This is a genomic window from Ancylobacter sp. 3268 (assembly GCF_031456575.1).
Taxonomy (GTDB): Bacteria; Pseudomonadota; Alphaproteobacteria; order Rhizobiales; family Xanthobacteraceae; genus Ancylobacter.
The window spans coordinates 296,128-323,102 of sequence record NZ_JAVDUX010000003.1 but is presented as its reverse complement, the minus strand read 5'-3'; the positions used below and the strand labels follow the sequence as shown (position 1 = coordinate 323,102).

At 68.7% G+C, this 26,975-nt stretch carries 24 protein-coding genes; 14 read left to right on the top strand and 10 right to left on the bottom strand.

The features are described 5' to 3' along the window. Positions 1-58 precede the first annotated feature (58 nt). On the top strand, positions 59-1,240 hold the full coding sequence (locus J2X65_RS06005) for a GGDEF domain-containing protein (RefSeq protein ID WP_310199268.1): 1,182 nt from the start codon (positions 59-61) through the stop codon (positions 1,238-1,240). Here J2X65_RS06005 and J2X65_RS06000 read toward each other — a convergent pair. The 5 genes from J2X65_RS06000 to J2X65_RS05980 all read right to left on the bottom strand — a co-directional run bounded on the left by J2X65_RS06000 (position 1,212) and on the right by J2X65_RS05980 (position 5,779). Beyond that, a complete protein-coding gene (locus tag J2X65_RS06000; RefSeq protein ID WP_310199266.1) occupies positions 1,212-2,834 on the bottom strand; it encodes a peptide chain release factor 3 in 1,623 nt (540 codons plus the stop codon). The two genes, J2X65_RS06005 and J2X65_RS06000, sit on opposite strands and share 29 nt — an antisense overlap. Positions 2,835-3,388: 554 nt before the next feature. Next, complete coding sequence (locus J2X65_RS05995; protein ID WP_310199264.1) at positions 3,389-3,739, bottom strand: ArsC family reductase; 351 nt, start codon at positions 3,737-3,739, stop codon at positions 3,389-3,391. Between the two features lie 134 nt (positions 3,740-3,873). Then, entirely contained in the window at positions 3,874-4,680 is an 807-nt protein-coding gene (locus tag J2X65_RS05990) for an FAD binding domain-containing protein (RefSeq protein ID WP_310199262.1), read from the bottom strand. A 12-nt stretch (positions 4,681-4,692) separates the two neighbouring features. Continuing rightward, positions 4,693-5,202 carry a 2Fe-2S iron-sulfur cluster-binding protein gene (locus J2X65_RS05985; RefSeq protein ID WP_310199261.1) on the bottom strand — a complete coding sequence of 170 codons (510 nt, stop codon included), beginning with the start codon at positions 5,200-5,202 and terminating at the stop codon, positions 4,693-4,695. A gap of 100 nt (positions 5,203-5,302) precedes the next feature. Then, on the bottom strand, positions 5,303-5,779 hold the full coding sequence (locus J2X65_RS05980; RefSeq protein ID WP_310199259.1) for a carbon monoxide dehydrogenase subunit G: 477 nt from the start codon (positions 5,777-5,779) through the stop codon (positions 5,303-5,305). Positions 5,780-6,214: 435 nt separating this feature from the next. Here J2X65_RS05980 and J2X65_RS05975 point away from each other — a divergent pair, with 435 nt between their 5' ends. The 10 genes from J2X65_RS05975 to J2X65_RS05930 all read left to right on the top strand — a co-directional run bounded on the left by J2X65_RS05975 (position 6,215) and on the right by J2X65_RS05930 (position 16,217). Next, positions 6,215-7,456 carry an amino acid ABC transporter substrate-binding protein gene (locus J2X65_RS05975; protein ID WP_310199257.1) on the top strand — a complete coding sequence of 414 codons (1,242 nt, stop codon included), beginning with the start codon at positions 6,215-6,217 and terminating at the stop codon, positions 7,454-7,456. A gap of 451 nt (positions 7,457-7,907) precedes the next feature. Next, positions 7,908-8,771, top strand: a complete 864-nt coding sequence (locus J2X65_RS05970) for a branched-chain amino acid ABC transporter permease (protein ID WP_310199255.1) — start codon at positions 7,908-7,910, stop codon at positions 8,769-8,771. Beyond that, the gene (locus tag J2X65_RS05965) at positions 8,768-9,715 is read left to right on the top strand and encodes a branched-chain amino acid ABC transporter permease (RefSeq protein ID WP_310199252.1); all 948 of its coding nucleotides are present in this window, start codon (positions 8,768-8,770) and stop codon (positions 9,713-9,715) included. Before J2X65_RS05970 ends, J2X65_RS05965 begins: the two co-directional genes overlap by 4 nt. Further along, complete coding sequence (locus J2X65_RS05960) at positions 9,712-10,470, top strand: ABC transporter ATP-binding protein (protein WP_310199250.1); 759 nt, start codon at positions 9,712-9,714, stop codon at positions 10,468-10,470. Before J2X65_RS05965 ends, J2X65_RS05960 begins: the two co-directional genes overlap by 4 nt. Further along, positions 10,463-11,179 carry an ABC transporter ATP-binding protein gene (locus J2X65_RS05955; protein ID WP_310199248.1) on the top strand — a complete coding sequence of 239 codons (717 nt, stop codon included), beginning with the start codon at positions 10,463-10,465 and terminating at the stop codon, positions 11,177-11,179. Before J2X65_RS05960 ends, J2X65_RS05955 begins: the two co-directional genes overlap by 8 nt. A 102-nt stretch (positions 11,180-11,281) precedes the next feature. Then, on the top strand, positions 11,282-12,775 hold the full coding sequence (locus J2X65_RS05950; protein WP_310199246.1) for a pyridoxal-phosphate dependent enzyme: 1,494 nt from the start codon (positions 11,282-11,284) through the stop codon (positions 12,773-12,775). 95 nt (positions 12,776-12,870) lie between these two features. Further along, positions 12,871-13,755, top strand: a complete 885-nt coding sequence (locus tag J2X65_RS05945) for a CoA-transferase (RefSeq protein ID WP_310199411.1) — start codon at positions 12,871-12,873, stop codon at positions 13,753-13,755. Then, the gene (locus tag J2X65_RS05940; protein WP_310199244.1) at positions 13,745-14,557 is read left to right on the top strand and encodes a CoA-transferase; all 813 of its coding nucleotides are present in this window, start codon (positions 13,745-13,747) and stop codon (positions 14,555-14,557) included. Before J2X65_RS05945 ends, J2X65_RS05940 begins: the two co-directional genes overlap by 11 nt. Positions 14,558-14,745: 188 nt before the next feature. Next, positions 14,746-15,693: a TIGR03619 family F420-dependent LLM class oxidoreductase gene (locus J2X65_RS05935; RefSeq protein ID WP_310199243.1), complete on the top strand. Its 948-nt coding sequence runs from the start codon at positions 14,746-14,748 to the stop codon at positions 15,691-15,693. 125 nt (positions 15,694-15,818) lie between these two features. Further along, positions 15,819-16,217, top strand: a complete 399-nt coding sequence (locus J2X65_RS05930; protein ID WP_310199242.1) for a hypothetical protein — start codon at positions 15,819-15,821, stop codon at positions 16,215-16,217. A gap of 31 nt (positions 16,218-16,248) precedes the next feature. Here J2X65_RS05930 and cofH read toward each other — a convergent pair whose 3' ends face one another. Next, the gene (gene cofH / locus J2X65_RS05925) at positions 16,249-18,723 is read right to left on the bottom strand and encodes a 5-amino-6-(D-ribitylamino)uracil--L-tyrosine 4-hydroxyphenyl transferase CofH (RefSeq protein WP_310199240.1); all 2,475 of its coding nucleotides are present in this window, start codon (positions 18,721-18,723) and stop codon (positions 16,249-16,251) included. Between the two features lie 5 nt (positions 18,724-18,728). Beyond that, positions 18,729-19,505, bottom strand: coding sequence for a 5-oxoprolinase subunit PxpA (locus tag J2X65_RS05920; RefSeq protein ID WP_310199238.1), 777 nt, complete (start codon positions 19,503-19,505; stop codon positions 18,729-18,731). Positions 19,506-19,671: 166 nt separating this feature from the next. Between J2X65_RS05920 and pxpB the strand changes: the two genes are divergently transcribed. From pxpB to J2X65_RS05905, 3 genes are all read left to right on the top strand, one after another. Beyond that, positions 19,672-20,430, top strand: coding sequence for a 5-oxoprolinase subunit PxpB (gene pxpB / locus J2X65_RS05915; protein WP_310199236.1), 759 nt, complete (start codon positions 19,672-19,674; stop codon positions 20,428-20,430). Beyond that, positions 20,427-21,467, top strand: coding sequence for a biotin-dependent carboxyltransferase family protein (locus J2X65_RS05910; RefSeq protein ID WP_310199235.1), 1,041 nt, complete (start codon positions 20,427-20,429; stop codon positions 21,465-21,467). The genes pxpB and J2X65_RS05910 overlap by 4 nt, the downstream gene beginning before the upstream one ends. A 95-nt stretch (positions 21,468-21,562) precedes the next feature. After that, complete coding sequence (locus J2X65_RS05905) at positions 21,563-22,315, top strand: GntR family transcriptional regulator (RefSeq protein ID WP_310199234.1); 753 nt, start codon at positions 21,563-21,565, stop codon at positions 22,313-22,315. Positions 22,316-22,522: 207 nt separating this feature from the next. Here J2X65_RS05905 and J2X65_RS05900 read toward each other — a convergent pair whose 3' ends face one another. From J2X65_RS05900 to J2X65_RS05890, 3 genes are read right to left on the bottom strand one after another with little or no spacing between them, the layout of a single operon-like run. Further along, positions 22,523-23,698, bottom strand: a complete 1,176-nt coding sequence (locus tag J2X65_RS05900; RefSeq protein ID WP_310199232.1) for a 2Fe-2S iron-sulfur cluster-binding protein — start codon at positions 23,696-23,698, stop codon at positions 22,523-22,525. Next, the gene (locus J2X65_RS05895) at positions 23,695-24,525 is read right to left on the bottom strand and encodes an FAD binding domain-containing protein (protein ID WP_310199230.1); all 831 of its coding nucleotides are present in this window, start codon (positions 24,523-24,525) and stop codon (positions 23,695-23,697) included. Before J2X65_RS05895 ends, J2X65_RS05900 begins: the two co-directional genes overlap by 4 nt. Next, a complete protein-coding gene (locus J2X65_RS05890; RefSeq protein WP_310199409.1) occupies positions 24,522-26,891 on the bottom strand; it encodes a xanthine dehydrogenase family protein molybdopterin-binding subunit in 2,370 nt (789 codons plus the stop codon). Before J2X65_RS05890 ends, J2X65_RS05895 begins: the two co-directional genes overlap by 4 nt. Positions 26,892-26,975: the final 84 nt, after the last annotated feature.

The window sequence follows — 26,975 nt, the reverse complement described above, 5'->3', positions numbered from 1 at the left end:
ATGCTCGCGGCTGCTCGTCGGCGCGACGATCGACCGGAGGCCCGACCGCGGATCCATCATGCTGCTCGACTACCCGTCCTTGCTCGTCGCCATCGGCTTTTCCGCCGTCTGCCTGTCGGCTCTGCTGTTCACCGCATGGATGACGGCGCGAGCCGACCGGTATCTCTTGACCTGCTCGATCGGCGCCCTGCTCGTCGTCTGCCACGCCTTCACCTATGCCGCCTTTGCCAGCCACCCGCAGCCGGCGCTGCTGTGCCTCGGCTTCGGCTTCCTCCTGGTGGCGCTCGGCGTGCTCTACGGCGCGGCCCGGCAGTTCCGCACCGGCCGGTCCCCCTGGCCGCATGCGGTGAGCGTCGCGGCGGTCAGCCTCGCCATCGTGCTGCCGCCGATCAGCGGCGGCTATGACGGGATCAGCGCCATTCTCTTCAATGCAGCGGCTGCCACCATCATCGTGCTGACCGCCCGCGAATACTGGCGCGCCCGGCAGGAGGCGCCGGCCGCCATCGCCGGCCTGTGCGGCTTCTACCTGCTGATCGCCTCCACCTTCGTGCTGTGCGGGGCGGTGCTGGTGCTCGAGGGCCGGCTGGTGCTGGACGGCGCGCCCTCCAACTGGGCGGAGCACCTGAATGTCATCTCCGCCGTCATCGGCATTCCCGGCGTCGGGGCGATGACGATGATCCTCAACCAGAGCCGCATCACCCAGTTGCACAAGCGCGACGCCATGACCGATCCGCTCACCGGTCTGTTCAACCGCCGGGCGCTGTTCGATCTGGTCGGCGCCATGGCGATGGGGCGGGAGATCGCCGTCATCCTGTTCGACATCGACCGCTTCAAGGCGATCAACGATGCCCGCGGCCATGCCACCGGCGACCGGGTGATCGCGCTGTTCGCCCGCGCGCTGCGCCAGCATCTCGGCAAGGGCCAGCTCGCGGCGCGGCTCGGCGGCGAGGAATTCGCCCTGGTGCTCGGCGACACCGGGCCGCAGACCGCCCTCGCCCATGCCGAGGCGGTGCGCACGAGCTTCGCCCAGCTGGCGATGGCCGAACTGGGCATGGCCTGCACGGCGAGCGCCGGCGTCGCGCATGGGCGGGCGACCGGGCGCGACTTCGAAGCCACCCTGAACGCCGCCGACCAGATGCTCTACAAGGCCAAAAGGAGCGGACGCAACCGCACCGCACTCGCCGGGCAAGACGCCGACGAGGCGGGGATGATCACGCGGCCTTCTTCTTCACGTCCTTGATGTCGGTGAAGACGATGCCCGGCCAGCGCTCGCCGGTGTAGCCGATCATGAACGCCGAAGAGGCGAGGAACACCGGGTCGCCGTCGAGGTCCTCCGCCATGGAAGAGCGGTTGCCGGCGATGAAGTCGTCGAGCTTCTTGGCGTCGGCACTGGCGACCCAGCGTGCCAGCTGGAACTCGCTCATGTCGAAGCCGACGTCGAGGCTGTATTCGGCATCGAGCCGGTTCTTCAGCACGTCGAGCTGCAGCGGGCCGACCACGCCGACCAGTGCCGGCGAGCCGTCATTGGGGCGGAACACCTGCACCACGCCCTCTTCCGCCATTTCCTGCAGCGCCTGCTTCAGCTTCTTGGCCTTCATGGCGTCGGCGAGCTTCACCCGTCGCAGGATTTCCGGCGCGAAGCTCGGCACCCCGACGAAGTTGATCTCCTCGCCCTCGGTCAGCGTGTCGCCGATGCGCAGATTGCCGTGGTTGGGAATGCCGACCACGTCGCCGGCATAGGCCTCCTCGGCCAGCTGGCGGTCCTGCGCGAAGAAGAATTGCGGTGTCGACAGGCCCATCGGCTTGCCGGTGCGCACCAGCTTCGCCTTCATGCCGCGCGTCAGCTTGCCCGAGCACAGCCGGGCGAAGGCGATGCGGTCGCGATGGTTGGGGTCCATGTTCGCCTGGATCTTGAACACGAAGGCCGACATGCGCGGCTCCTCCGCCTCGACCCGGCGCTTGTCGGCCTCCTGCGCCCGCGGCGGCGGGGCATAGCGGCCGAGGCCCTCCAAGAGGTCGCCGACGCCGAAATTGCGCAGCGCCGAACCGAAATAGACCGGCGTCAGATGGCCTTCGAGGAAGCTGTCGAGCTCGAACGGGTTGCAGCCCTCGCGCACCAGGCCGAGTTCCTCGGTCAGCGTGGCCTCGTCGAGCGACTTGTTGAGCCCGGCGATCGCCGCCATGCTCATCTCGCGCAAGGGGCCGGTCTTTCCCTCGTCCCCGTCCAGCAGGCGCATGCCGCCGGTGGCGATGTCCATGGTGCCGACGAAATCGCGCCCGCGCCCGACCGGCCAGGTCATCGGCGTGGTGTCGAGCGCCAGCGTCTTCTCGATCTCGTCGAGGATCTCGAAGGGGTCGCGGCTCTCGCGGTCCATCTTGTTGATGAAGGTGATGATCGGGATGTCGCGCAGCCGGCACACTTCCAGCAGCTTGCGGGTGCGCGCCTCGATGCCCTTGGCGGCGTCGATCACCATCACCGCCGCGTCGACGGCGGTCAGCGTGCGGTAGGTGTCTTCCGAGAAGTCCTCATGGCCCGGCGTGTCCAAGAGGTTGAACACGTGGCCGTCGAACTCGAAGGTCATCACCGAAGTGGCGACGGAGATGCCACGCTCGCGCTCGATCGCCATCCAGTCCGAGCGGGTGGAGCGCCGGTCCTTCTTGGCGCGCACCTGGCCGGCGAGCTGGATCGCGCCGCCGAACAGCAGCAGCTTTTCGGTGAGCGTGGTCTTGCCGGCGTCCGGATGCGAGATGATCGCGAAGGTGCGCCGGCGCGCGACTTCGAGCGCGATCGGCGAGGCGGCGGAATTCGAGAGAGCGTTGGACGGAGCGTTCATGCGCGCGGATGTGGCAGGGATGGCGCGGCTTATCAAGAGGCGGACGGTGGGAACGGCCGATGCAAACGCTCTCATGCCGAGCGTCCGGGCCGGCATGCCGCTCTTTGCCGGGGGCCGCGGATCGGCGCGATACGCAATTGGAGAGGGTCGAAGACCCCTCACCCGCCCCTCTCCCCGGCGGGGAGAGGGAGCCACGGAATCTCGCAATGTCGGGCGGAATGGGCAGATCCGACCTTATACGGTGGAGCGCCTCATCTTCCCTCCCTCTCCCCATTGGGTATAGGTGGCCGCATAGCGGGTGGGTGAGGGAGACGACATCGGGAGGCGCTGAAGGCCTCACATCTCATCCCTCTCCCCGGCAGGGAGAGGTGACCATCGCGCTTGGCGGGTCAGGGCAAGATGGACGGCTCCGGCGCCCGGAGACTTGAAGCGCCTCATCTTCCGTCCCTCTCCCCGCTGGGGAGAGGTGGCCCGCGCAGCGGGTCGGTGAGGGGAGACCACATTGGGAAGCCAAGAAGACCCCTTTCCCCGACGGGGAGAGGGGGCAGCGCCCGCTACTTGGAAAACTCCGCCGCGTAGATCTCCGGCTTGAAGCCGACGATCAGCCTGTCGCCGTCCTCCAGCACCGGGCGCTTGATCATCGAGGGCTGCGCCAGCATCAGCGCCAACGCCTTGGGGCCATCGAGGTCCTGCTTCTCGGCGTCGGGCAATGCGCGGAAGGTGGTGCCGGCGCGGTTGAGCAGCACCTCCCATCCGAGCTGCTTGATCCAGCCGCCGAGCCGCTCGCGGTCGATGCCGGCCGCCTTGTAGTCGTGGAATTCATAGGCGACGCCGTGCTGGTCGAGCCAGGCGCGCGCCTTCTTCATGGTATCGCAGTTCTTGATGCCGTAGATCGTCGCAGCCATGGCGCGCCTCCGCTGATGTGCTGCGGCTGGTCTAGAGCAATTTCCGCAAAAGTGCGCAGCGGTTTTGCAAAAAGAATTGCGTAGAAATAAAGAGCTAGAGCGTTTCCGGTGAACCGGATTTCACCGGAAACGCTCTAGCCTGCCACGGCCAGCCTCGCCACCGCCCGCCTGGCCATCACCGCGACGAGCTGGGCTCGATAGGCCCCGGAACCATGGATGTCGGCGATCATGTCGTCGGCATCCGGCTTGAGGCCGTCCAGCGCGGCGGGGCCGAACTCCGCCGCCAGCGCCGCCTCGGCCTCGGCCCAGCGGAACACGCCCTGCTGGCTGGCGCCGGTGACGGCGACGCGAATCTCGTCGCCGCGGCGCCAGACGAACACCCCGGCCATGGCATAGCGCGAGGCGGGGTTGGGATATTTCTCATACGTTCCTTCGCCGCCGAGCGGGAAGCGCACGGCGGTGACGATCTCGCCCGGCTGCAACGCCGTCTCGAACAGGCCGGTGAAGAAGTCGCCGGCCGACAGCTCGCGCCGGTCGGTGACGATGGTGGCTTTGAGCGCGAGGCAGGCGGCGGGATAATCGGCGGAAGGATCGTTATTCGCGATCGAGCCGCCGAGCGTGCCGCGGTTGCGCACCGCCGGATCGCCGATCAGCCCGGCCAGCGCCGCCAGCGCCGGCAGGCGGGCGATGGCGACCGGCGAGGTCGCCACCTCGACATGGCGCGCCATCGCGCCGATGACGAGGACGTCGCCGTGGAGCGCGATGCCCTTCAGCGCCGCCACGCCCGACAGATCGACGAGGTTGGACGGGCTGGCGAGACGCTGCTTCAGCGTCGGGATCAGCGTCTGGCCGCCGGCGAGCGGCTTGGCTTCCTCGGAAGCGGCCAGCGCCGCCAGCGCATCGGCCAGCTCGGACGGACGGTGATAGGCGAAGGCGAACATCTCCCGCTCCTCTCACTCGGCCGCGACCGGCACGGCGCCGGAGCCGGGCACCGCTCCCGCCATGGCCAGCGCGCCGGCCTGGATGGCCTTGACGATGTTGTGGTAGCCGGTGCAGCGGCACAGATTGCCTTCCAGCTCCGCGCGCACCGTCGCCGCGTCGAGTTCCGGGCCGAGGCGGCGCACCATGTCGATGCCGGCGACGATCATGCCCGGGGTGCAGAAGCCGCATTGCAGGCCGTGATGCTCGCGGAACGCGGCCTGCATCGGGTGCAGCGTCTCGCCCGCCGCCAGCCCCTCGACGGTGACGATCTCGGCGCCCTCCGCCTGCACCGCCAGCACCGCGCAGGCCTTCACCGCCTCGCCGTCGACCAGCACGTTGCAGGCGCCGCACTGGCTGGTGTCGCAGCCGACATGCGTGCCGGTGAGCCGCAGATCGTCGCGGATGAGCTGGACGAGCAAGGTGCGCTCGTCGACGGCGACGCGCACCGGCGCGCCGTTGATGGTCAAAGTCACGTCTCGCATCGAACCTCTCCCGGATTCAGGGGACGCGTCACAAGGCAACGCTGGTCGGCAAGGCAACGCTTGTCGGCAAGGCAACGCTGGTCGGCAAGTCGACGATGGATCAGGCCTCGCCCGCCGCTCCCTCGGCGGGCTGGGGCACCGGCACCACCACCGCCGCGAAGGCGGCGAAGAACTCGCCGGTCAGCTTCTTCACCGTGCCGTCAATCAGCCGGGCGCCGAGCTGGGCGATCTTGCCGCCCACCTTGGCCTCGGTCCGATAGGTGAGCACCGTCTCTTCCCCCTCCTCGTCCAGCCGCACCAGCGAGGAACCCTTGGCGAAGCCGGCCACACCGCCCTGCCCCTCCCCGACGATGCGGCAGGAGGCCGGCGGATCGAGCTCGGTCAGCGTGACGTTGCCGGCAAAGGCGACCTTCATCGGCCCGATCTTCAGCACCATCTTCGCGGTGAACTCGGTCGGCGAGACCTGCACCACCTCCTGGCAGCCCGGCGTGCACTGGCGCAGCACCTCGGGATCGTTGAGCGCCGCCCAGACGGCGGCGCGGGGGGCGGCGATGCGGTGCGAGCCGGAAAATTCCATGTAGTCACCTGAAGCGAGGACGCCGGCCATCGGCCGGAGGAAAGGCGAGGCCGCCGCCCGCCGGACCGCGGGTGGCGACGTGTGGACCGGCAACGAGTGGACCGGCGACGGCGCGGCCGGCGTGCCGCGACCAGGACGACAGCCCCGGACAGCAACGACCATGCCACGCCTGCAACGGCGCCGTCCATGGCCGCCCGCCGGTCGCCCCCGGCATGGGAATGCCGCCAGGAGAGGCAGGCGCCGCATAAAATTCGCGCACCCTTAAGTTACCTGACGCATTGAGGAATTCACCCATATTGGTATGGTCACATAGCACACCATACCATCACGGCGGAAGCGACCTCCTCCGATGGCACCGCGCATGTAAGGCCTCCGAGCAGGGCGCGATCGTCGCCGCCCCACAGCACCCACGGCCCAGAGCACAGGAACAGGCACATGTTCGAACGAGATCCTCGCCGCCGCGCCCTCTCCCCCTCGCGCCGCACCAGCCTGCTGGCGGCGGCGCTGATCGCCGCGCTTGCCGGCACCGCGGCGGCTCCGGCCTTCGCGCAGGAGGTGATCAAGATCGGCGCACCGCTGGCGCTCACGGGTGGCCTCGCCGACGAGGGCCACAAGCAGGATCTCGTCTGGAAGATGTGGGTTGAGAAGGTGAACGCCGCCGGCGGGCTGAAGGTCGGCGACAAGACGATGAAGGTGGAGCTGATCGAGTACGACTACCAGTCGGAAGGCCAGCGCGCCTCGCAGCTCGCCGAGAAGCTGATCAACGACGACAAGGTGCAGTTCCTGTTCGCGCCGTTCGGCTCGGGCCACACCAAGATCGTCGGCGGGGTGGGCGAGCGCTACCAGGTGCCGACCATCGCCTGCGTCGCCTCCTCCGAAAGCGTGTTCGACCAGAGCCTGAAGCATCTGTTCGGCACCCTCTCCCCCAATGGGGGCATGACCACCGCCATGGTGAAGATGTTCAAGGAGAAGTTCCCGGAGACCAAGACCATCGCCGTGCTCGGCCGCGACGACGTGTTCCCCAAATCGATGGCCGAAGGCATCGCCAAGGCGGCCGAGGCGCAGGGCCTGACGGTGGCCTATAAGGAGCTGTACCCGGTCGGCACCATGGACCACGCCGCCGCGCTGTCCTCGATCAAGGCGGCCAAGCCGGACTGGATCTACGTCACCGGCTACACCCAGGACCTGATCCTCGCCCGCAAGCAGATGCAGGACCTCGGCGTCACCGCGCCGATCGTCACCATGGTCACCGGCCCGTCCTACAAGGAATATACCGAGGGGCTGGGCAAGCTCGCCAACGGCATCACCTCGTCGAGCTGGTGGCACCACGCCACCAACTATTCCGGCCAGGGCGTGTGGCCGACCACGGCAGATTTCTACAAGGACTTCCAGGCCAAGGCCAACGGCGCCGATCCGGACTATGTCCACGGCTCCTGCGCCGCCGCCGGCGAGGTGGTCGCCGATGCGCTCGCGCGCACCGGCTCGCTCGACAAGGCCAAGCTGCGCGACGCCATCGCGGCGACCGACATCCAGACCTTCTACGGCCCGATTAAGTTCGGCCCCACCGGCATGAACCTGCCGCGCGAACTGCCGATTATCCAGGTGCAGGACGAAACCATCAAGGTGCTCGCCCCCGCCGATATCAAGAACGCCGATCTGGTCGCCATGCCGAAGTGAGGATCGCGGCGGGGATGGCTTGCACGCGGCACGGGCACCGCCCCGCCGCGTGAAAAGGCCGGCGGACGCTGACAGACCCCCCTCTGGTCCGCCGGCCAACTTCGCCTTGCCTCGCCGGAATCGCCGGCGACAGCACGGCCGGCGACATGGCTCGTCTTCTCCCTCTCCCCGGCGGGGAGAGGGGTGGGGGTGAGGGGGAGCAACGCTCCAAGACTCGCAGCGGCGTTCCCTGTCACCGACCCGCTTGGCGGGCCAATTCTCCGCCTGAGCCGGATGCTTCCGGACGAGGCCCTGCAGAGCCGAACCCGGCAACAGCCGAGTTCGGGCGGGGAGAGGAAAGCAAGAACCGGATACCGAGGAGAACGCCATGCAACGTGTCCGACCGGACGCCCTACGTCGAGGCGATCAATTGAAAGACGCCGCCGCCAAGCTCCAACGGATCACCTGATCCATGGCCATCTATTCGCAGATCCTCGCCAACGGGCTGATGCTGGGCGCGCTCTATGCCTGCCTTGCCGTCGGCTTCTCGCTGGTGTGGGGCGTGTTGAACGTGATCAACATGCTCCACGGCTCCTTCATCATCCTCGGCGGCTACCTCACCTATTTCGCCTGGCACGCCTTCGGCATCCACCCGATCGTCATGCTGCCGGTGGTCGGCGCCCTGCTGTTCGCGCTGGGCTTCGCGCTGCAGAAGCTGGTGATCAACCGGGTGGTCAGCGCCCCCGTGCTCACCACGCTGACGCTGACCTTCGGCCTCGACATGATCCTCTACAACGTCATGACCTACTGGTTCACGGCAACGCCGCGCCGGGTGCAGCTCGATCTCGGCGCCGTCAGCCTCGGCCCGGTGACGCTGCCGGTGGACCGGCTGTTCGGCACCGCCCTCGCGCTGGCGCTGACCCTGCTGCTCTACGCGGTGATGCGCGGCTCCAATATCGGCCGCGCCATCGTCGCCGTGCGCATGGATCGCTCGGCCGCCGAACTGATGGGCATCCGCACCGAGCGCATCTACGCCATCACCTTCGGCATCGGCGCGCTGATGGCCGGGGTGGCGGGGGTGGTGTTCGCCTCGATCTTCCCGATCACCACCAACGTCACCGGCACCTATCTCGGCAAGGCCTTCGTGGTCTGCGTGGTCGGCGGGCTCGGCTCGGTGCCCGGCGCGCTGGTCGGCGGGCTGGTGCTCGGCCTCGTCGAGAGTCTCGCCGGCCACTGGTTCGGCCCGCAGCAGGCGATCACCGCCGGCTTCGTGCTGATGCTGGTCATCCTGCTCACCCGTCCCACCGGCCTCGTCGGCGTCAGGGGGTATGAATGAAATCCGGCCCCCTCGCCTATGCGCTCCTCGCCGCCGGCATCCTTGTGCTGGCGACCACGCCGCTCTATGCCGACAATTACGTGGTGCGCACCGCCGCCATAGTCGCCATGTATGGCGCGCTCGCCACCTCGTGGAACTTCATCGGCGGCTTCACCGGCTACCCCTCCTTCTCCACCGCCGCCTTCTTCGGGCTCGGCTGCTATGTCGGCGCCATCTGCCAGCGCGCCGGCGTGCCGATGATGCTGGCCTGGCTGATCGCCACGCTGATGGTGGGCGCCTTCGCGGCGCTGCTGGGCGCGATCATCCTGCGGCTGAGGGGGCACTATTTCGCCATCGGCTCCATCGCGGTGGTCGAGGTGTGCCGGCTGGTGGTCTCCTCCTGGTCGAGCCTCACCGGCGGCGGCGACGGGCTGAACCTGCCGCTGCTGCACTGGGCGCCGGAGGAGCTGATGCGCTTCTTCCTGTTCGTCATGCTCGGCATCCTCATGCTGAGCCTGATCGCCACTTTCTTGGTGGATCGCGCCCGGCTCGGCTTCGGCCTGCGCTGCATCCACCAGAACGAGGACGCCGCCGCCATGGTCGGCATCGACACCACCCGCTACAAGGTCGCCGCCTATACGCTGTCGGCGGTGTTCTGCGCCGCCGCCGGGGCGGCCTATGCCTCGTGGACCGGCTATATCGACCCGACCGAATCCTTCCAGATCCTGATGACGGTGAAGGTGCCGGTGATGGCGATGCTCGGCGGGGCGGGCACGCTGGCCGGCCCCTTCCTCGGCGCCGCCGCCTTCGTGCTGCTCGAAGAGCTGTTCTGGGCCAACTTCCTCGACTGGAACCGCGCCATTCTCGGCGTCGTCATCGTGCTTCTGGTGTTCTTCCTGCCGGGCGGGCTGCTCAGCCTCGCGCGCAAGGCGAAGTCCAAGGCGGGCTCGGGAGGCGCGGCATGACCGAACCGATCCTGAGGCTCGAAGGCGTGTCGAAGACCTTCGGCGGGCTGAAGGCGCTGACCGACGTCTCCTTCGCGCTCCAGCCCGGCGAGGTGGTCGGGCTGATCGGGCCGAACGGCGCCGGCAAGACCACGCTGGTCAATGTCGTCACCGGCAATCTGCGCCCCTCCTGGGGCAGGATCCTGTTCGAGGGCAAGGACGTGGCGGCGCAGAAGCCTCATGAGGCGGCGCGGCGCGGGCTCGCCCGCACCTTCCAGATCGTCCAGCCCTTCCCGCAGATGACCGTGCTCGAGAACGTCACCGCCGGCGCGCTGTTCGGCGGCGGCGCCGCCTCGGTCGCCGACGCCCGCGACATGGCGCGCAGGAGCCTCGACTTCGTCGGCCTCGCCCCGCTGGCCGACCGGCCGGCGGCGCAGCTCGCGCTCGCCGCCCGCAAGCGGCTGGAGCTGGCGAAGAGTTTGGCGATGAACCCCAAGGTGCTGATGCTCGACGAGGTGAATGCCGGGCTCAACTCCTCCGAGATCGACGGCGCGCTGGCGCTGATCCGCAGGATCGCGGAGCGCGGCGTCACCGTGCTGATCATCGAGCACCTGATGAAGGTGGTGCTGTCGCTGTCGAAGCGCCTGCTGGTGCTGCACCACGGCCGGATGATCGCCGACGGGCCGGCGCGCGAGATCGTCGCCGACGAGCGGGTGATCGAGGCCTATCTCGGCCAGAAATACGCAGCCAAGCTCAAGGAGCTGCACCATGGCTGAACCGCTGCTGGAACTTGCCGGCGTCACCGCCGGCTACGGCCAGATCCAAGTCCTGTGGGGCATGGACCTCGCGGTGCATCCGGGCGAGGTGGTGGCGATGGTCGGCTCCAACGGCGCCGGCAAGTCGACGCTGTTGCGCACCATCTCCGGCCAGCTGGCGCCGCGCGAAGGCACCATCCGCTTCGCCGGCCGCGACATTGGCGGCGCCCGGCCGGATGCGGTGCTCACCGCGGGCATCGCCCATGTGCCGGAGGGACGGCGGCTGTTCCGCGGATTGACGGTGCGCGACAATCTGCTGCTCGGCGCCTATCTGCGCAGCGACAAGGACGACATCGCCCGCGACCTCGCTTACGTGTTCGAACTTTTCCCCATCCTCGCGGAGCGCCAGCGGCAGGACGCCACCACCCTGTCGGGCGGCGAGCAGCAGATGTGCGCGGTGGGGCGCGGGATCATGTCGCGGCCGAAGCTGCTTATGATCGACGAATTGTCGCTCGGCCTGTCGCCGCGCATGGTCGAGCATCTGAGCGGCGCGCTCACCCAGCTCAACAAGGCCGGGCAGACCATCCTGCTGGTCGAGCAGGACGTGATGACGGCGTTCGAGCTCTCGCACCGCGCCTATATCGTCGAGAACGGCAAGGTCGCGCGGGCGGGGGCCTCCGCCGAGCTGATGGCCGACCCGACGGTGAGCGAGGCTTACCTGTCGATATGATATGCGTGATACAAAAGAAGAATTTGCCAAAGTGATACTATCATTAGTATCATGGAAAATAAGGTGATGGCGCGTGGCGCCGGCCCCAACCAGGTCGTGAGAATGAATCCCTTCGAGCTTCCGTCCGCCGTCGTCGATTCCGGCATCTATGCCCGCACCGTCGCGCATCTGCGCGCGCGCGGCATCGTGCTGCCGCGCTTCTCCGAGCTCGCCGATCCCGAAACCATTCCAGCCGCCACCCGCGCGGCGGCGCAGGCGGCCGACACCAATGCGCCGGACGCGCGCAACCTGTTCGGCGTGCACTGGTACAACAAGGCGCGCGAGCTCGGCGGGTTGAGCGTGCCGGACTTCATCGAGCTGCCCAGCGCGGTGACCGGCGTCGACGCCCGCATCGTGGTGATGCTCGGCCGGCATTTCCCGATGATCCATGCCCACAAGGTGCTGGCGGCCTATGCCTGCCTCGCGCCTCGCCTCGCCTCGGGCGCCTTCGACCCGACGCATCACCGCGCCGTGTGGCCCTCCACCGGCAATTACTGCCGCGGCGGGGTGGCGATCTCGCGCATCCTCGGCTGCCGCGGCGTGGCGGTGCTGCCGGGCGGCATGAGCGCCGAGCGCTTCAACTGGCTGGAGCAGTGGGTCACCGACCCCATGGACATCGTGCGCACGCCCGGCACCGAATCGAACGTCAAGGAGATCTACGACGCCTGCGCGGTGATGGCGAAGGACGAGGGCAATTTCATCCTCAACCAGTTCTCCGAATTCCCGAACTATCTCGGCCACTACGCCGTCACCGGCGCGGCGGCCGCACGGCTGTTCGAGGGGCTGAACACATCCGGCAAGCTCAACCTCGCCGCCTTCGTCGCCGGCACCGGCTCGGCCGGCACGCTGGGGACCGGCGACAGGCTGAAGGAAGAGTTCGGCGCCCGCATCGTCGCCATGGAGCCGGTGGAGTGCCCGACGCTGCTCTATAACGGCTTCGGCGAGCACAACATCCAGGGCATCGGCGACAAGCACGTGCCGCTGATCCACAACGTCACCAACACCGACATCGTCGCCGGCGTCTCCGATGCCGCCACCGACGACCTCGCGCTGCTGTTCGGCTCGCCCGAGGGCCGCGCCTATCTCGCCGAGCGGCGCGGCCTCGCCGACGCCGACATCGCCGGGCTCGCCTCGCTGGGCCTGTCGGGCATCGGCAACGTGCTCGCCGCGATCAAGACCGCCCGCCGGCTCGACCTCTCCGAGACCGACGTCATCCTCACCATCGCCACCGACGGCTCGGAGCTCTATCCCAGCGAGCTCGCCGGCCACCTCGCGCGCAAGGGCGGCCGCTTCGACCGGATCGACGCGGCGGAGGCGTTCGGCCAGCATTTGCTCGGCGGCGACGCCGACCATGTGCTCGAACTCGACCACCGCGAGCGCCAGCGTGTGTTCAACCTCGGCTACTACACCTGGGTCGAGCAGCAGGGCGTCTCGGTGGAGGATTTCGACCGCCGGCGCCACCAGAGCTTCTGGAAGGGGCTCACCGCGCATCTCGCCGGCTTCGACGAACTGATCGCCCGCCTGAACCGCGATGTCGGCATCGCCCAGGCCGCTTGAGAAATGCCGCGTGAGGGAGTGACGGCGTGACCCAGTCCTATCTCGACCTGCGGCAGAAGACCCGCGAGCGTGACCGCAGCCTGCGCGACAAGGTGATGTCGCTGGAGGAGGCGGCGAAGCTGGTGCCGGACGGCGCCTCGGTGGCGCTGGGCGGCTGCACCGCCTCGCGTACCCCGATGGCGATGCTGTGGGCGCTGATCCGCGCGCGCAAGCAGGGGCTTACCGTCTCGCGCTCGATCATGTCGACCGAGGGCGACCTGCTCTACGCCTCCGGTCTCTCCACGCATCTGATCACCAGCTGGTTCAGCCAAGGCATCGTGTGGGGCGTGTCGAAGGTGATGCGCGCCTATACGGAATCGAAGCGCGCCACCTTCGAGGAATGGAGCCACATGGCGATGGGCCTGCGCTACCGCGCCGGCGCCATGGGCGTGCCCTTCATGCCGATGCGCTCGATGATGGGCTCGAGCGTGCTCGACCGCGCGCCGGGCGCCAAGACCATGGAGTGCCCGTTCACCGGCGAGACGCTGCTGCTGGTGCCGGCGCTGAACCCGGACGTGGCGCTGATCCATGTGCAGCGCTGCGACGCCTATGGCAACGCCCAGCTCGACGGCCTCACCTTCATGGACATCGACATCGCCATGGCGGCGAACAGGGTGATCCTGACCACCGAGCGCATCGTCTCCAACGAGCAGATCCGCCGCCAGCCGGACCAGACCAAGATCGGCTTCTTCACCGTCGATGCGGTGGTGGAGGTGCCGTTCGGCTGCGCGCCGCACGAATGCTACGGCCTCTACGAGCCGTTCTATTCGCATATGGACCTCTATGCCGAGATGACCTCCAGGGACCCGGACAAGGGCGCGACGGACTATCTCGAACGCTTCCATTACGGGCCGAAGGACTGGGCCGATTATCTCAGCCGCATCGGCATGGCCGAATTGCTCGACGCCCGGCGTCGCGGGAGTGGCATCTATGACGACTGAACCCGCGCGCGCGACGCTCGCAGAAAGCACTCTCAAGGTCTTGCCCGCCTACACCGCCTCCGAATTGCTGGCTGTGATGAGCGCCCGCCTCTTGAAGGACGGCCAGACCGTGTTCGCCGGCGTCGGCATCCCGCTGCTCGCCGCCATCCTCGCGCAGAAGACCCATGCGCCCGGCCTCACCATCCTGTTCGAGGGCGGGGTGATCGGCCCCTTCGTCGAGGCCGGCAAGCTGCCCCCCTCCACCAACGAGCAGCGTTGCACGCGCCGCGCCAACATGCTGGTGTCGATCACCGAAGTCCTCTTGATGCTGCAGCGCGGCTATGTCGATGTCGGCTTCATGGGCGGCGCGCAGATCGACCGCTACGGCAACCTCAACTCGTCGTTCATCGGCGACGCCGACAACCCGAAGATCCGCCTGCCCGGCACCGGCGGCGGCAACGACATCGCCTCCCTGGCCGACATGATCGTCGCCATGAAGCACGAAAAGCGCCGCTTCGTGGAGAAGGTCGACTTCATCACCTCGCCGGGCTTCCTCTCGGGCGGCACTAGCCGGGCGGATGCCGGTCTGCCGGCGGGCGGCATGTTCCGCGTCGTCACCGATCTCGGCATCATGGGCTTCGATGAGGCGACGAAGGCGATGACGGTGGTGGCGCTGCATCCCGGCGTCACCCCGCAGGCGATCCGCGACAACACCGGCTTCGAGCTGCCGGTGCCGGCCGACGTGCCGGTGACCGAGGCGCCGGGCGATCTCGAACTGTCCATCCTGCGCGAGCTCGACCCCGCGCGGCTCTATACGGCGTGATGGGTGGTGACGCGCGCTTTTTTCGCCCTCTCCCCGTGGGGGAGAGGGATGGGGTGAGGGGCCTTCCCTTGCTCCGCAATCGCTAGAGCCCCTCACCCGCCGCTACGCGGCGACCTCTCCCCGGCGGGGAGAGGTAAAGGATATCGCGCTCCCTTGTGGGAAGCCTGAAAAGCAAAGGTTCCTCTCCCATGTCCGCTCCCGTCGCCTTCGGCATCGCGATGCGCAACTTCACCCGCTTCCCCGAGCTGCCGGACGCGCCTGCGCTGGTGGAATACGGGGTGCGGATGGAAGAGCTCGGCTTCTCCTCGCTCTGGGTGTGGGACCACATCCTGCTCGGCACCGACCCGCATTTCCCGATCATCGATTCGCTGACGCTGCTCACCGCCGTGGCGGCGCGCACCAAGACCATCAAGATCGGCACCGGCGTGCTGGTGCTGCCGCTGCGCAACCCGGTCATCCTCGCCAAGCAGCTCGCCTCGATGGACCAGATCTCCGGCGGCCGGCTGATGCTGGGGGCGGCGGTGGGCTGGTACAAGCGCGAATTCGACGCCATCGGCATCGCCCACGACCGCCGCGGCAAGATCATGGACCGCAACCTCGACATCATCAAACGCCTGTGGACCGAGGACAGCGTCACCGGCGACTGGGACGAGCTGAGCCTGCGCAAAGCGGTGATGTTCCCCAAGCCGGTGCAGCGGCCGCATCCGCCGATCCTGATCGGCGGCTATGTCGATGCGGTGCTCAAGCGCGTCGCCAAGCGCGGCGACGGCTGGCTGACCTATTTCTACACGCCGGAAGGCTACAACGAGGCCTGGGCCAAGATCTCCGCCTTCGCCGAGGAAGAGGGCCGCGACCCGGCATCGCTCTACAGCCTCAACCAGTTGCCGATCTATGTCGGCCCGCGCGAGGAGGGCCTTCCCAAGATGAACGAGTGGCTGCATGCCGAATGGGACCTGTCGAAGGGCTCGCTCTCCACCTTCGACAGCGCCATCGTCGGCACCCCGGCCGAATGCGCCGAGCAGATCGCCGCCCATATGGCGACCGGCGTGAAGAAGATCGTCTTCGTGCCCTGGCGCTACGAGAAGGAGCAGATCGACCTGCTCGCCCACGAGGTGCTGCCGCTGCTGAGGAAGTGAGGCACGGGCGCGGAAAGAGGTCGGAAAGCATTTCCCGCGATCGCAGCCGTCGACGACTCGACTCACGAATCCCGGCTGTTACCTTGCGGCGCCGGGATTTCGCGAAGTTCGTCAGGAGAATAGCCGTGAAACTGCCTTCGATCGCCGCGCTGATGCTCGTCAGTGTGACTGCCGCAGCCTGTGTGACCGCGACGCAGGACAAGGAGAACATGCTCTCCGCCGCCGGCTTCCAGATGCGCCTCGCCAACACGCCGGAGAAGGTGGCCTCGCTGCAGAAGCTGCCGCCGCACAAATTCACCGTCCAGAGCCAGAACGGCCAGCCGGTGTTCCTCTATGCCGACCCGACCGTGTGCGGCTGCCTCTATGTCGGCACGCAAGAAAACTTCCAGAACTACCAGCAGATGGCGTTCCAGCAGCGCATGGTCAACGAGCAGCAGATGACTGCCATGATGAACCAGCAGGCCGCCTTTGATTACAGCCCCTGGGGCGACGGCCCGTGGGGGCCGATGATGCCGATCGACTGATCGGTCCGCACGATGGCGTGCGGCGGGTGCCTCAGCCCCGCCGCGCGGACAGGCTGCCGATCCTGGCGAACTTGCCGGCCGGCGCCTCAATGCGCGGGGTGAGCGCGTTGGCGGCATAGGAGCGCTGCTTCTGCCGCGAGGGAGCGTCCTGATAGGTGGTGGTGCGCTGGCGGGCGAGGCGGCCGGCGGCGCGGATCGCGCCTTCCATCCGGTCCGGCGGGAATTCCTGGCCATGGGCGCCGCCGGCGGCGCGGCTGATCGATTCGTCCATCAGCGTGCCGCCGATATCGTTCGCACCCGCCTTCAGCGCCGCGACGATGCCGCCCTCGCCGAGCTTCACCCAGCTCGCCTGCACGTTCGGGATCACCGGGTGCAAGGCGAGCCGCCCCACCGCGTGCATCAGCAGGGCCTCGCGCCGGCTCGGCCCCTGCCGCGTGCCGCCCTTGAGATAGAGCGGCGCCTCCATGTGGAGGAAGGGCAGCGGCACGAATTCGGTGATGCCGCCGGTCTCTTCCTGAAGCTGGCGCAGCCGGATCAGGTGCCGCGCCCAGTGGCGGTAATGGTCGACATGACCGAACATGATGGTGGAGGTGGTCTTCAGCCCGACGCGATGGGCGGCGCCCAAGGTCTCCAGCCATTCGGCGGTGTTCAGCTTGTCCGGGCAGATGATCGCCCGAATTTCGTCGTCGAGGATTTCCGCCGCCGTGCCGGGCAGCGTGCCGAGGCCGGCCTCCTTCAGCGCGATGAGGAACTCCGTCAGCGACAGGCCGAGCGTCGCCGCGCCGTGCCGCACCTCCAGCGACGAGAAGGCGTGGACATGCATGTCCGGCACCGCCCGCTTCACCGCGCGGACGATGGAGAGATAGGTCTCGCCGGAGAAATCCGGGTGGATGCCGCCCTGCATGCACACTTCGGTGGCGCCGCGCTCCCATGCCTCGATGGTGCGGCGCTGGATCTCGCCAAGGTCGAGCTCATAGGGCTTTCCGCGCAGATGCTCGTTGTGCTTGCCCTTTGAGAAGGCGCAGAAGCCGCAGCGATAGGCGCAGACATTGGTGTAGTTGATGTTGCGGGTGACGACATAGGAGACGGTGTCCCCCACCGCCCGGCGCCGCAGCGCATCCGCCGCCTCGGCCACGCGGCGTGCCTCGTGCCCGCGCGCTTCGAACAGCCGCACGATTTCGGCCTCGTCCAGCCCGCGGCCGTCGAACGCCTTGTCGAACAGCGCGTCGAGCTCGCGCCCCTCCCCCGCAATGGCGGGGCGAGCGATCACCGGGCTCGCCGGCCACTCGACGACCGTGTTCTCGAAGCTCTCGCCCTCGCCCACCCGCCAGCCGCTCTCATGGGCGAGGCCGCCGGCATCGGCGCGGCGCAGCACGTGGGGCGTCACCGCCTTGTCGAGCCAGCGCGGCGCGTCGAACAGATAGGCCGGATAGACCGCGAGCCGGGGCGCCAGAACCTTGCCAGCCTTCGCCGTGGCGGCGGCGAGCGCGGCCAGCGCCGGCCACGGTGCCTCCGGGTTCACATGGTCCGGCGTCACCGGCGAGACGCCGCCCCAGTCGTTGAGGCCGGCGGCGATCAGCGGGCCAAGCTCGTCGGCGCGCAGATTGGGCGGCGCCTGGAGGGAGATCGCCGGTCCGAGGATCAGCCGCGCGACGGCAATCGTCCACAGATGCTCGTCGAGGCTCGGCTCCGGCGCATTGGCCATGCGGGTGCCGGGCTTGGCGCGGAAGTTCTGGATGATGACTTCCTGCACATGGCCGTGGCGGGCGTGGGAATCGCGAATGGTGAGAAGGGCCTCCACCCGCTCCGCCCGCGTCTCGCCGATGCCGATCAGCAGCCCGGTGGTGAAGGGCACGCCAGCCTCGCCCGCTGCCTCCAGCGTCGCCAGCCGCGCTTCCGGCAGCTTGTCCGGCGAGCCGAAATGCGGGCCGCCCCGCGCCGACAGCCGCTCGGCGGTGGTCTCGATCATCATGCCCTGCGAGGCGGAGACCTTCCGCAGCCTGCGCAGTTCCTCGACGCTCAGCACGCCGGCATTGAGATGCGGCAGCAGGCCGGTCTCGCGCAGCACCAGCTCCGCCATCGCCGCGAGATACTCAACCGTGCTGGCATAGCCGAGCGCCGCCAGCTCCTCGCGGGCGACCTTGTAGCGCCGCTCCGGCTTGTCACCGAGGGTGAACAAGGCCTCGTCGCAGCCGACGCGGGCGCCGGCACGGGCGATCTCCAGCACCTCGTCGGGGGTGAGGAAGGCGCGCTGTCCCTGCCGCGGCGGATGCGCGAAGGTGCAGTAGTGGCAGACGTCGCGACAGAGCTGGGTGAGCGGGATGAACACCTTGCGCGAGACCGTGACCACGCCGCCGAAGCCGGCGTCTCGCACCGCCGCCGCCGCGCGCATCAGGCCGGCGACATCGCCTTCGGCCGCCAGCGCCAGCGCGGCGTCGCGGTCGAGGCCGCCTTCCTCCAGCACCTGCCGGGCAAGTTCGTCCCACCGCGCCGCCGCGTCGTGCATGCTCGTCAGCCTTCCATCACTTCCGGCAGGGTGAGCAGCTCGATCCCCGCCGCCTTCAGCGCATCGCGCACCGCGCCGGCCACCGCGATCGCGGTCGGCTCGTCTCCATGTACGCACAGCGAATCGAATTTCGTCGGCATTTTCTTGCCGTTCACCGAAATGATTTCGCCATCCAGCACCATGCGCACGGTGCGCTCGGCCGCCACCTGCGGGTCCTTGATCACCGCGCGCGGGTCGGTGCGGGTGAACAGATTGCCCTCGTCGTCATAAAGGCGGTCGATGAACGCCTCGCGCGCCAGCGGCACGTCGAGCGCCAGCGCCGCCTTCTCCATCTCCGAATTGGACAGAGCGAGATAGTACAGGCTCGGATCGACGGTCTTGATCGCCCGGCCGATCGCCAGCGCGTAGTCCTTGTCGATGGCGGCCATGTTGTTGAGCGCGCCATGCGGCTTCACATGCGTCACCTTCACCCCGGCATAGGCGGCCATGCCGGCCAGCGCGCCGAGCTGGTAGGCGACGAGATATTCGAGGTCGTTGGCGTTCATGCGGATCTGCCGGCGGCCGAAGCCCCAAATATCGTTGAAGCCGGGATGCGCGCCGACGGAGACGCCGTTCTCCTTGGCCTTCAGGCAGACGTCGCGCATCACCGTGGCGTCGCCGGCATGCAGGCCGCAGGCGACATTGACGCTCTGCACGATCTTCAGGATCGCGGCATCGTTGCCGATGTCATAATGGCCGTAGCCTTCGCCCATATCGGCATTGATGTTGATGCGGGTTGCCAAAGACGCCTCCTTAACCGATGAGCCCCAGGGAGAGCCCTTGCCCTCTCGACAGTCGTTCCATTAAGGCATTAAATTATCATGCCTTTCAAGCTGAAACATACTAACATTAGGATGATTGCCGCAAGGCAATATCGTCCCTGACCGCTGCTTATATCGGAGTGCCATGGTGGCGACCTCTCCCGTGCCGGACGACAACCGCCTCGGCCGCCTCGCCCGCTTCCTCAGCGTCGGCGACACCGCCTTCGCCATCGAGTTCGGCACCGGCATCGATCCGGTGCTGAATGCCCGCGTGCACCGCGCCGCCGCACGGATCCTCGAGGCGGCACTGCCGGGCATCACCGAGACCGTGCCGAGCTTCCGCTCGCTGCTGGTGCATTACGACCCGCTCGTCACCAGCGCCGCGGTGCTTCAACAGGCCATGGAGGGTCTCGACCTCGGCGAGGCGGTGGTGAGCGCTCCCGAGCGGGTGTGGGTGATTCCCACCCTCTATGGCGGAACGGCGGGGCCGGACCTCGAAGAGGTCGCCCGCGCGACCGGGCTGGCACCGGAGGAGGTGGTGGCCCGCCATGCCGGCACGCTCTACCGCGTCTATGTGCAGGGCTTCCTGCCGGGCTTCGCCTATCTTGGCGTGCTGCCGCCGGAGCTGGAGCTGCCGCGCCTCGCCACGCCGCGGGTGCGGGTGCCGCCGGGCTCGGTCGCCATCGCCCAGCGCATGACCGGCGTCTATCCGGTCGAATCGCCCGGTGGCTGGCGGCTGATCGGCAATACGCCGCTGCGATTCTTCGACCACGCCGCCGCGCCGCCGACCCTGTTCGCGCCGGGCGATGGGGTGCGTTTCCGGCCTGCCGCCGCCGGGGAGCATGCGGCCATAGCCGAGGCGGTCGCGCGCGGCGACTACAGGCCCGAGCAGGAGGCCGGCCGATGAGCGCCCGCCTTCTCGTCACCCAGCCCGGCCCGCAGACCACGGTGCAGGATCTCGGCCGCACCGGCGCGCAGGCCTATGGCGTGCCGGTCTGCGGCGCGCTCGACGGCGTCGCGCTACGGCTCGCCAACGCGCTGGCGGGCAATGAACCGAACGCCGCGGCGCTGGAATGCCGGCTCATCGGCCCCTCCTTCACGGTCGAGGGCGGGCCGGTGCGCCTCGCCATCGCCGGTGCCGAGGCCGCCATCGAGGTGACGCGCGAGGGCGAGACGCGCAGCTACCCCGCCTGGCGGGCAATCGACGTGCCGGAAGGCGCCAGCGTGCGCATCGGCGCGCTGCGCGGCAGCGGCGCGGCGGTGCTGGCGGTGGCGGGCGGCATCGACGTGCCCGCCGTGCTGGGTTCGCGGGCGACCGATCTCAAGGGCGGCTTCGGCGGGCTCGATGGCCGGGCGCTGAAGGCCGGCGACCGCGTGGCGGTCGTTGCCGGCACGCCGGCAGGACCATGCCTCGAACTGCCGCGCCCGCCCTCCCTCGCTTTCGACGGCGTGCTGCGCGTGGTGCTCGGCCCGCAGGACGACTCCTTCACCGAGGAGGGCCTCGCGGCGTTCCTCGGCACCGCCTACCGCGTCTCGCGCGAGGCCGACCGCATGGGCATCCGCCTCGACGGCGCCCCGCTCGCCTTCCGCGCCGGCGCCGACATCACCTCCGACGGCATCGCCACCGGCGCGATCCAGGTGCCGGGCTCGGGCCTTCCCATCGTGCTGCTCGCCGACCACCAGACGGTCGGCGGCTATGCCAAGATCGCCACGGTGATCTCCGCCGACCTGCCCCGCGCCGGCCGGCTGCTCCCCGGCGCCGAGCTGCGCTTCAAGGCGGTGGGCGTCGGCGAGGCGGAAGAGGCGCGCCGGGCGCTGGAGCGGGAGGTGGTGAGCCTGATCGCGTCGCTGACGCCGGTGCGGGCGGCGGCGGAGATCGACCTCGCGGCGCTTTACGCAGCCAATCTGATTTCCGGGGTGGTGACGGCGTGCGATCCCGAGTAACAGGCGCTGGAATAAGTTTATGTGATACTGAAGATAAGATCATTCGTTGATTCTGCCGCAGGTTGAAGCGGCCGCGATGGGTACGACACAGGCCGATGCTGAAGGACAACACGGCCGCACTGGCCAATCCCGATTACCGCCGGAGCCCCGTGCCGCGCTATCTGCAGATCGCCGGCGTCATCCGCCGCCGCATCGAGGACGGCGTCTGGGGGCCGAACGAGAAGATCTCGACACTGCAGGAACTGGAGGCCGAATTCCAGGTCGCCCGCGTCACCGTCCGCCAGGCGGTGGAGGTGCTGCAGGGCGAGGGTCTGGTGCGCCGCATCCAGGGCAAGGGCACGTTCGTCTCCGGCTCGGTCGAGGAAAAGCGCTGGCTCAAGCTCGATCTGAAATGGGATTCGATCCCCAGCATCATCGGCGCCAACGTGCCGCGCTTTGTGTCCGGCGCCGCGCCGGCCGCCCCGCCGCAGATCCGTCCGGAGGATGGCAACCCGGCGACGCAGTACCGCTATCTGGAAAGCGTGCAGTCGCGGCGCGGCCAGCCCTATTCCTTCGCGCGGGTGCATTTCGACGAGAACATCTACAGGCTCGCCCCCGCCCGCTTCGACCGCGAGCCCACTATCAGCGTGGTCTCGACGCTGGACGCCATCAAGGTGACGCGGGCGCGGCAGTCCTTCATCGTCGGCACGGTGGAGCCGCGCGTCGCCAATCTGCTCGCCATCGGCATCGGCTTCCCCACCGTGGAGGCGCATCTGGTGGTCACCGATGACAGCGACACGGTGATCTATGTCGCCGACATCATCTATCGCGGCGACTGCGTGCAGCTGGATGTCGATCTGCTGCGGTAGCGTTTTGGGGCTGAGGCCGACGACATAAAGTGGCAGTGTTCCCTCTCCCCGCGGGGGAGATGGATGGGGTGAGGGAGCCGACGCTCCAAGCTTCCATAGCCGCGTTCCCCCTCACCGACCCGCTGCGCGGGGCACCTCTCCCCACCGGGGAGAGGGAAGGCTTTTGCGATTCCTTGCGTCGCGCAGGTGGAGCCGGATGGCTACCTCTCACCCGCGCCCGAACAGCCGCGCCAGCCAGCTCTTCACCACGCTCCACGCCAGCGCGCCGGCATCGAGCGAAGCGTTCTGCGCCGCTGGCGCCTCGCCCTTGATCGTTGCGGCGAGATTGGCGGCGAAAGCCTGTGTCAGCCGCGCGGCGACGTCGCGGGCGATGGCGCCGCGGCTCATCTGCGCCAGCGGCCCCTGCAGCACATAGGCGACCTCGACGGTGACGCGCGTCGCCGCCCCGTCCCCCAACTCATCGAGGCGATAGGCGAGTCGCGCCCGCACCTGCGTCGCGCTGCGCGCATCGACGCCGCGCCCGTCCATGGTGCCGGACCAGCGTGCAGGATCGGGCGCGATGGTGCCCGCGCCGCCGAACGCCGCCTGCATCGGCCCGAGCTTCACCACCATCTCGGCGGCGAGCGTATGCCCGTCGCTCGGCGCCGTCAGCCGGGCGCCTGGCAGGCAGCCGATCACCCGCTCCGGCGACTGGAAAAGCGCCCACAGCTCGGCGCGCGGCGCCGGCACGTCGAAGACCTGCGTGATCTCCACCGGATTGCGCAGCGGTTCCAGCTCCGCTGAAGCCTCGGCGGGAATGGGCGCAGCGACGGCCGCCGCCGGCGCCTGCTCCCGCGCCACGCGGGCCGGCGACAGCGGCAAGGCGAGCGGCGAGGCATAGGCGGGCGGCTCCAGCACCGTGCCGCGCGTCGCCACCGCCTCGCCGCGCGTCGCCGCCACGTTTCGGATCGCCCGCACGATTCCGACATAGCCGGTGCAGCGGCAGAGATTGCCGGCGAGTTCGTGGCGGATGGTGTCCTCGTCGGCCTGCGGCCGGCGCAGCACGATGTCGCGCGCCATCACCAGCATGCCGGGCGTGCAGAAGCCGCATTGCAGCCCGTGCTCGTCCATGAACGCCTCGCGCAGCGCCGCGGCGACCGGATCGTCCGCCAACCCCTCGACTGTGGTGATGCGGGCGCCGTCCAGCGTGGCGGGAAAGGTGATGCAGGAGCGCGCGGGCGCGCCGTCGATCAGCACCGTGCAGGCGCCGCAGACCCCGTGCTCGCAGCCGAGATGGGTGGCGGTGAGCAGCATCTCCTCGCGCAGGAAATCGGCGAGGTGCTGGCGCGGCTCGACGCGTGCCTCGATGCGGCGGCCGTTCACTTCGAGCGAAATCGGGATCATGCGGGCAGGCTTTCGGTTTCCGGCACGGCGGCGAGTTGGGCAATGGCCTCGCGGATGACCTTCCGGTGCAGGCGAAAGGTCGGGGGATCGGCGGCAAGGCCGGCCTGCGCGAGGCGGTCGTCGAGCAGGGAGGGATCGGCGAGCGCGTCGCGGGCCTCGGCGACGACGATGTGCCGGCCTTCGGTGGCGCCGACCACCAGCCGATGCACGCCGCGCACCTCATCCGACAGCACCGCGCACATCGCCTCCGCGAACTCGCCGACCTTGCGGCAGGATTTGCGATAACCGAAGCGCGCGCCCGCCGAGCAGCGCGGTATGAACACGCCGGTGACGACCTCCCCCTCCTCCAGCGCGGTGGAGAAGGCGCCGAGCACGAAATCCTCCAGCGCCAGTTCGCGGGCGCCGGACGGGCCGGCCAGCACCACCCGCGCGCCGAGCGCGGTGAGCGTGGTCGGCCAGTCGGCGGCGGGGTCGGCATGGACGAGGCTGCCGCCCACCGTGCCGCGATTGCGCACCGCGCGATAGGCGATGCCGTGGGCAATCCACGCGAGGAAGCCCGGCGTCGGGTCCGGCACCACGCCATCCTCGAACTCGGCATGGGTGATGGCGGCGCCATAGAACACGCCATCCGCCCGCTCCTCGACGCGGCGCAACTCCGGGAGCTTCGCCACGTCGACCAGCGTCGAGGGCCGCGCGAGGCGCAGGTTCAGCATCGGCCCGAGGCTCTGGCCGCCGGCGACCGGCTTGGCGGCGGGATCGCCGGCAAGCGCCGCCGCCGCCTCCGCCACCGTCGCGGGGCGCAGATAGTCGAAACGCGCCGCCTTCACGAGACGGCTCCCTCGCGGGCGGCGGCCACCGCCATCCGCACCCGGCGCGGCGTCATCGGCGACATGGAGAGCTCGACGCCCATCCCCTTCAGCGCGTCGTTGATGGCGTTGCCGAGCGCCGCCGGCGGGGCGATGGCGCCGCCCTCGCCGATGCCCTTCTGGCCGAAGCGGGTATTGGGCGAGGGCGTCTCCATATGGGCGATGCGCACCATCGGCATCTCGCCGGCGCCGGGCAGCAGATAGTCGGCGAGCGTCGAGGCCAGCGGCTGGCCATGCTCGTCATAGGTCATCTCCTCATAGAGCGCGGTGCCGATGCCCTGCGCGGTGCCGCCATAGATCTGGCCGTCGACCACCATCGGGTTGATCAGCACGCCGCCATCCTCGACGATGACATAGTCGAGGATCTCCACCTCGCCGGTCTCCGGCTCCACCGCCACCACAGCGGCATGGCTGGCATAGGAGAAGGTGCCGGTATCCACCGTCGGCTTGTAGCCGGCGACGAGGTCGAGCCCGTCCGGATGGATGTCGGCCGGCAGGTTCTGCGGCGCCAGATACCAGGTCTTCGCCACCTCCCTGAAGGTGACGGAGCCGTTCGGCCCCACCACCTCGGCGTCGCGCACGGTCACCGCCTCCTCCGGCGCCTGCAGCAGATGCGCGCCGATCTTCTTAACCCGCTCGGCCAGCCGTTCGCACGCGCTCGCCACCGCGCCGCCGGCCATCACCGCCGAGCGCGAGCCCCAGGTGCCGGTGGAATAGGGCGTCATCGCCGTATCGCCATGCACGACGTTTACCAGTCCGGGATCGATGCCCAGCACCTCGCAGGCGATCTGCGCCATGGTGGTCTCCATCGATTGGCCATGGCTCTGGGCGCCGATGCGTACCTCCAGCGTGCCGTCCGGCGTGAGGCGGGCGCCGCAGCTCTCAATGCCCGGCACCATCGGGATGCCCCAGCCATGATAGACTGAGGTGCCGTGCGCGCCCTGCTCGCAATAGGTGGCGTAGCCGAGGCCGATCCGGCGGCCATCCGCCTCCCCGGCCTGCTGGCGCGTGCGCACCGCGTCATGGCCGATCATCTCCCGCGCCCGGCGCAGGCTCTCGGGATAGTCGCCCATGTCGAAATCCTTGCCGGTGATCGAGGTGAACGGCATCTGCTCCGGCCGGACGAGATTGCGCAGGCGCACGTCGTACGGGTCGAGCCCGGCCTCGCGGGCGACGGCGTCGATCATCAGCTCCATCGCCGTGCAGACACCGGTGCGGGCGACGCCGCGATAGGGCACGATCGGCGGCTTGTTGGAGCACACGGAATAGGTGCGGCAGCGATAAGCCGGCAAATTATAGGGACCGGGCAGGTTCGACACCACCTGCGCGCCTTCGAGGCAGGCGGAGAACGGATAGACCGAATAGGCGCCGGCATCGACATGCGCCACCGCCTCGAGCCCGAGCAGCGTGCCGTCCGCTTCGGCATAGGCGGTCATCACATAATGATGCTCGCGGCAATTGGCGGCGGCGATCAGGTGCTCGCGGCGGTCCTCCAGCCATTTCACCGGCCGGTCGAGCTTGAGTGCCGCCCAGGCGCAGCACACTTCCTCCGGCTGCAGCAGCCCCTTCCAGCCGAAGCCGCCGCCGACATCGGGCGCCACCACGCGGATCTTGCGGGTGTCGAGGTCGAGGCATTCGGCGAGGCCGGAGCGCACGATGTGCGGCATCTGCGTCGCCGTCCACAAGGTGAGCTGTTCGAGATAGCGCTCGAAGACGGCGACGCAGCCCTTGCCCTCCAAAGGCGACATGCATTGCCGGCTGGTGCGCACCTCGCGCGTCACCTTGATCGGCGCCTGCGCCAGCTTCGCGTCGTCGAACGACCTGTCGGTCTGCGAGACCAGGAACACGTTGTCCGGCCAGTCGTCATGCACCAGCGCGGCGCCGGGCTCCACCGCGCGCAGCATGTCGTGATTGGCCGGCAGTTCCTCATAGTCGACGCGGATCTCCTCACAGAGGTCCTCGGCCTCGGCGCGGGTGTCGGCCAGCACCATCACCACCGGCTCGCCGGCGAAGCGCACCTTGCCGCTGGCGAGCGAGGGCTGGGCGGAGACGCGGAAGCCCGGCAGACCGGTCTTGGCGAGAATGTCCTTCACGCCCGCCATGTCGGCATGGGTGAAGGCCCGGCCCTCCAGATGCGCGGGAATGTGGATCGCCCGGATGCGCGCATGGGCGAGCGGCGAGCGCAGGAAGGCCGCCTCCAGCTGCCCAGGAAAGCGCATGTCGCCGATGAACCGCCCGCGGCCGGCGAGCAGGCGCGCATCCTCCTTGCGGCGCAGCGAGGCGCCGACGCCGCGCCCACCCTTCGCCTCATGGCTCGTTTCCTGCATGTTCACGCCCGACCGATCCCCTGACGGAAGCATCTTGTCTGATGCACTATCCTATTCGATTATCGAGATTATCACACGATATGT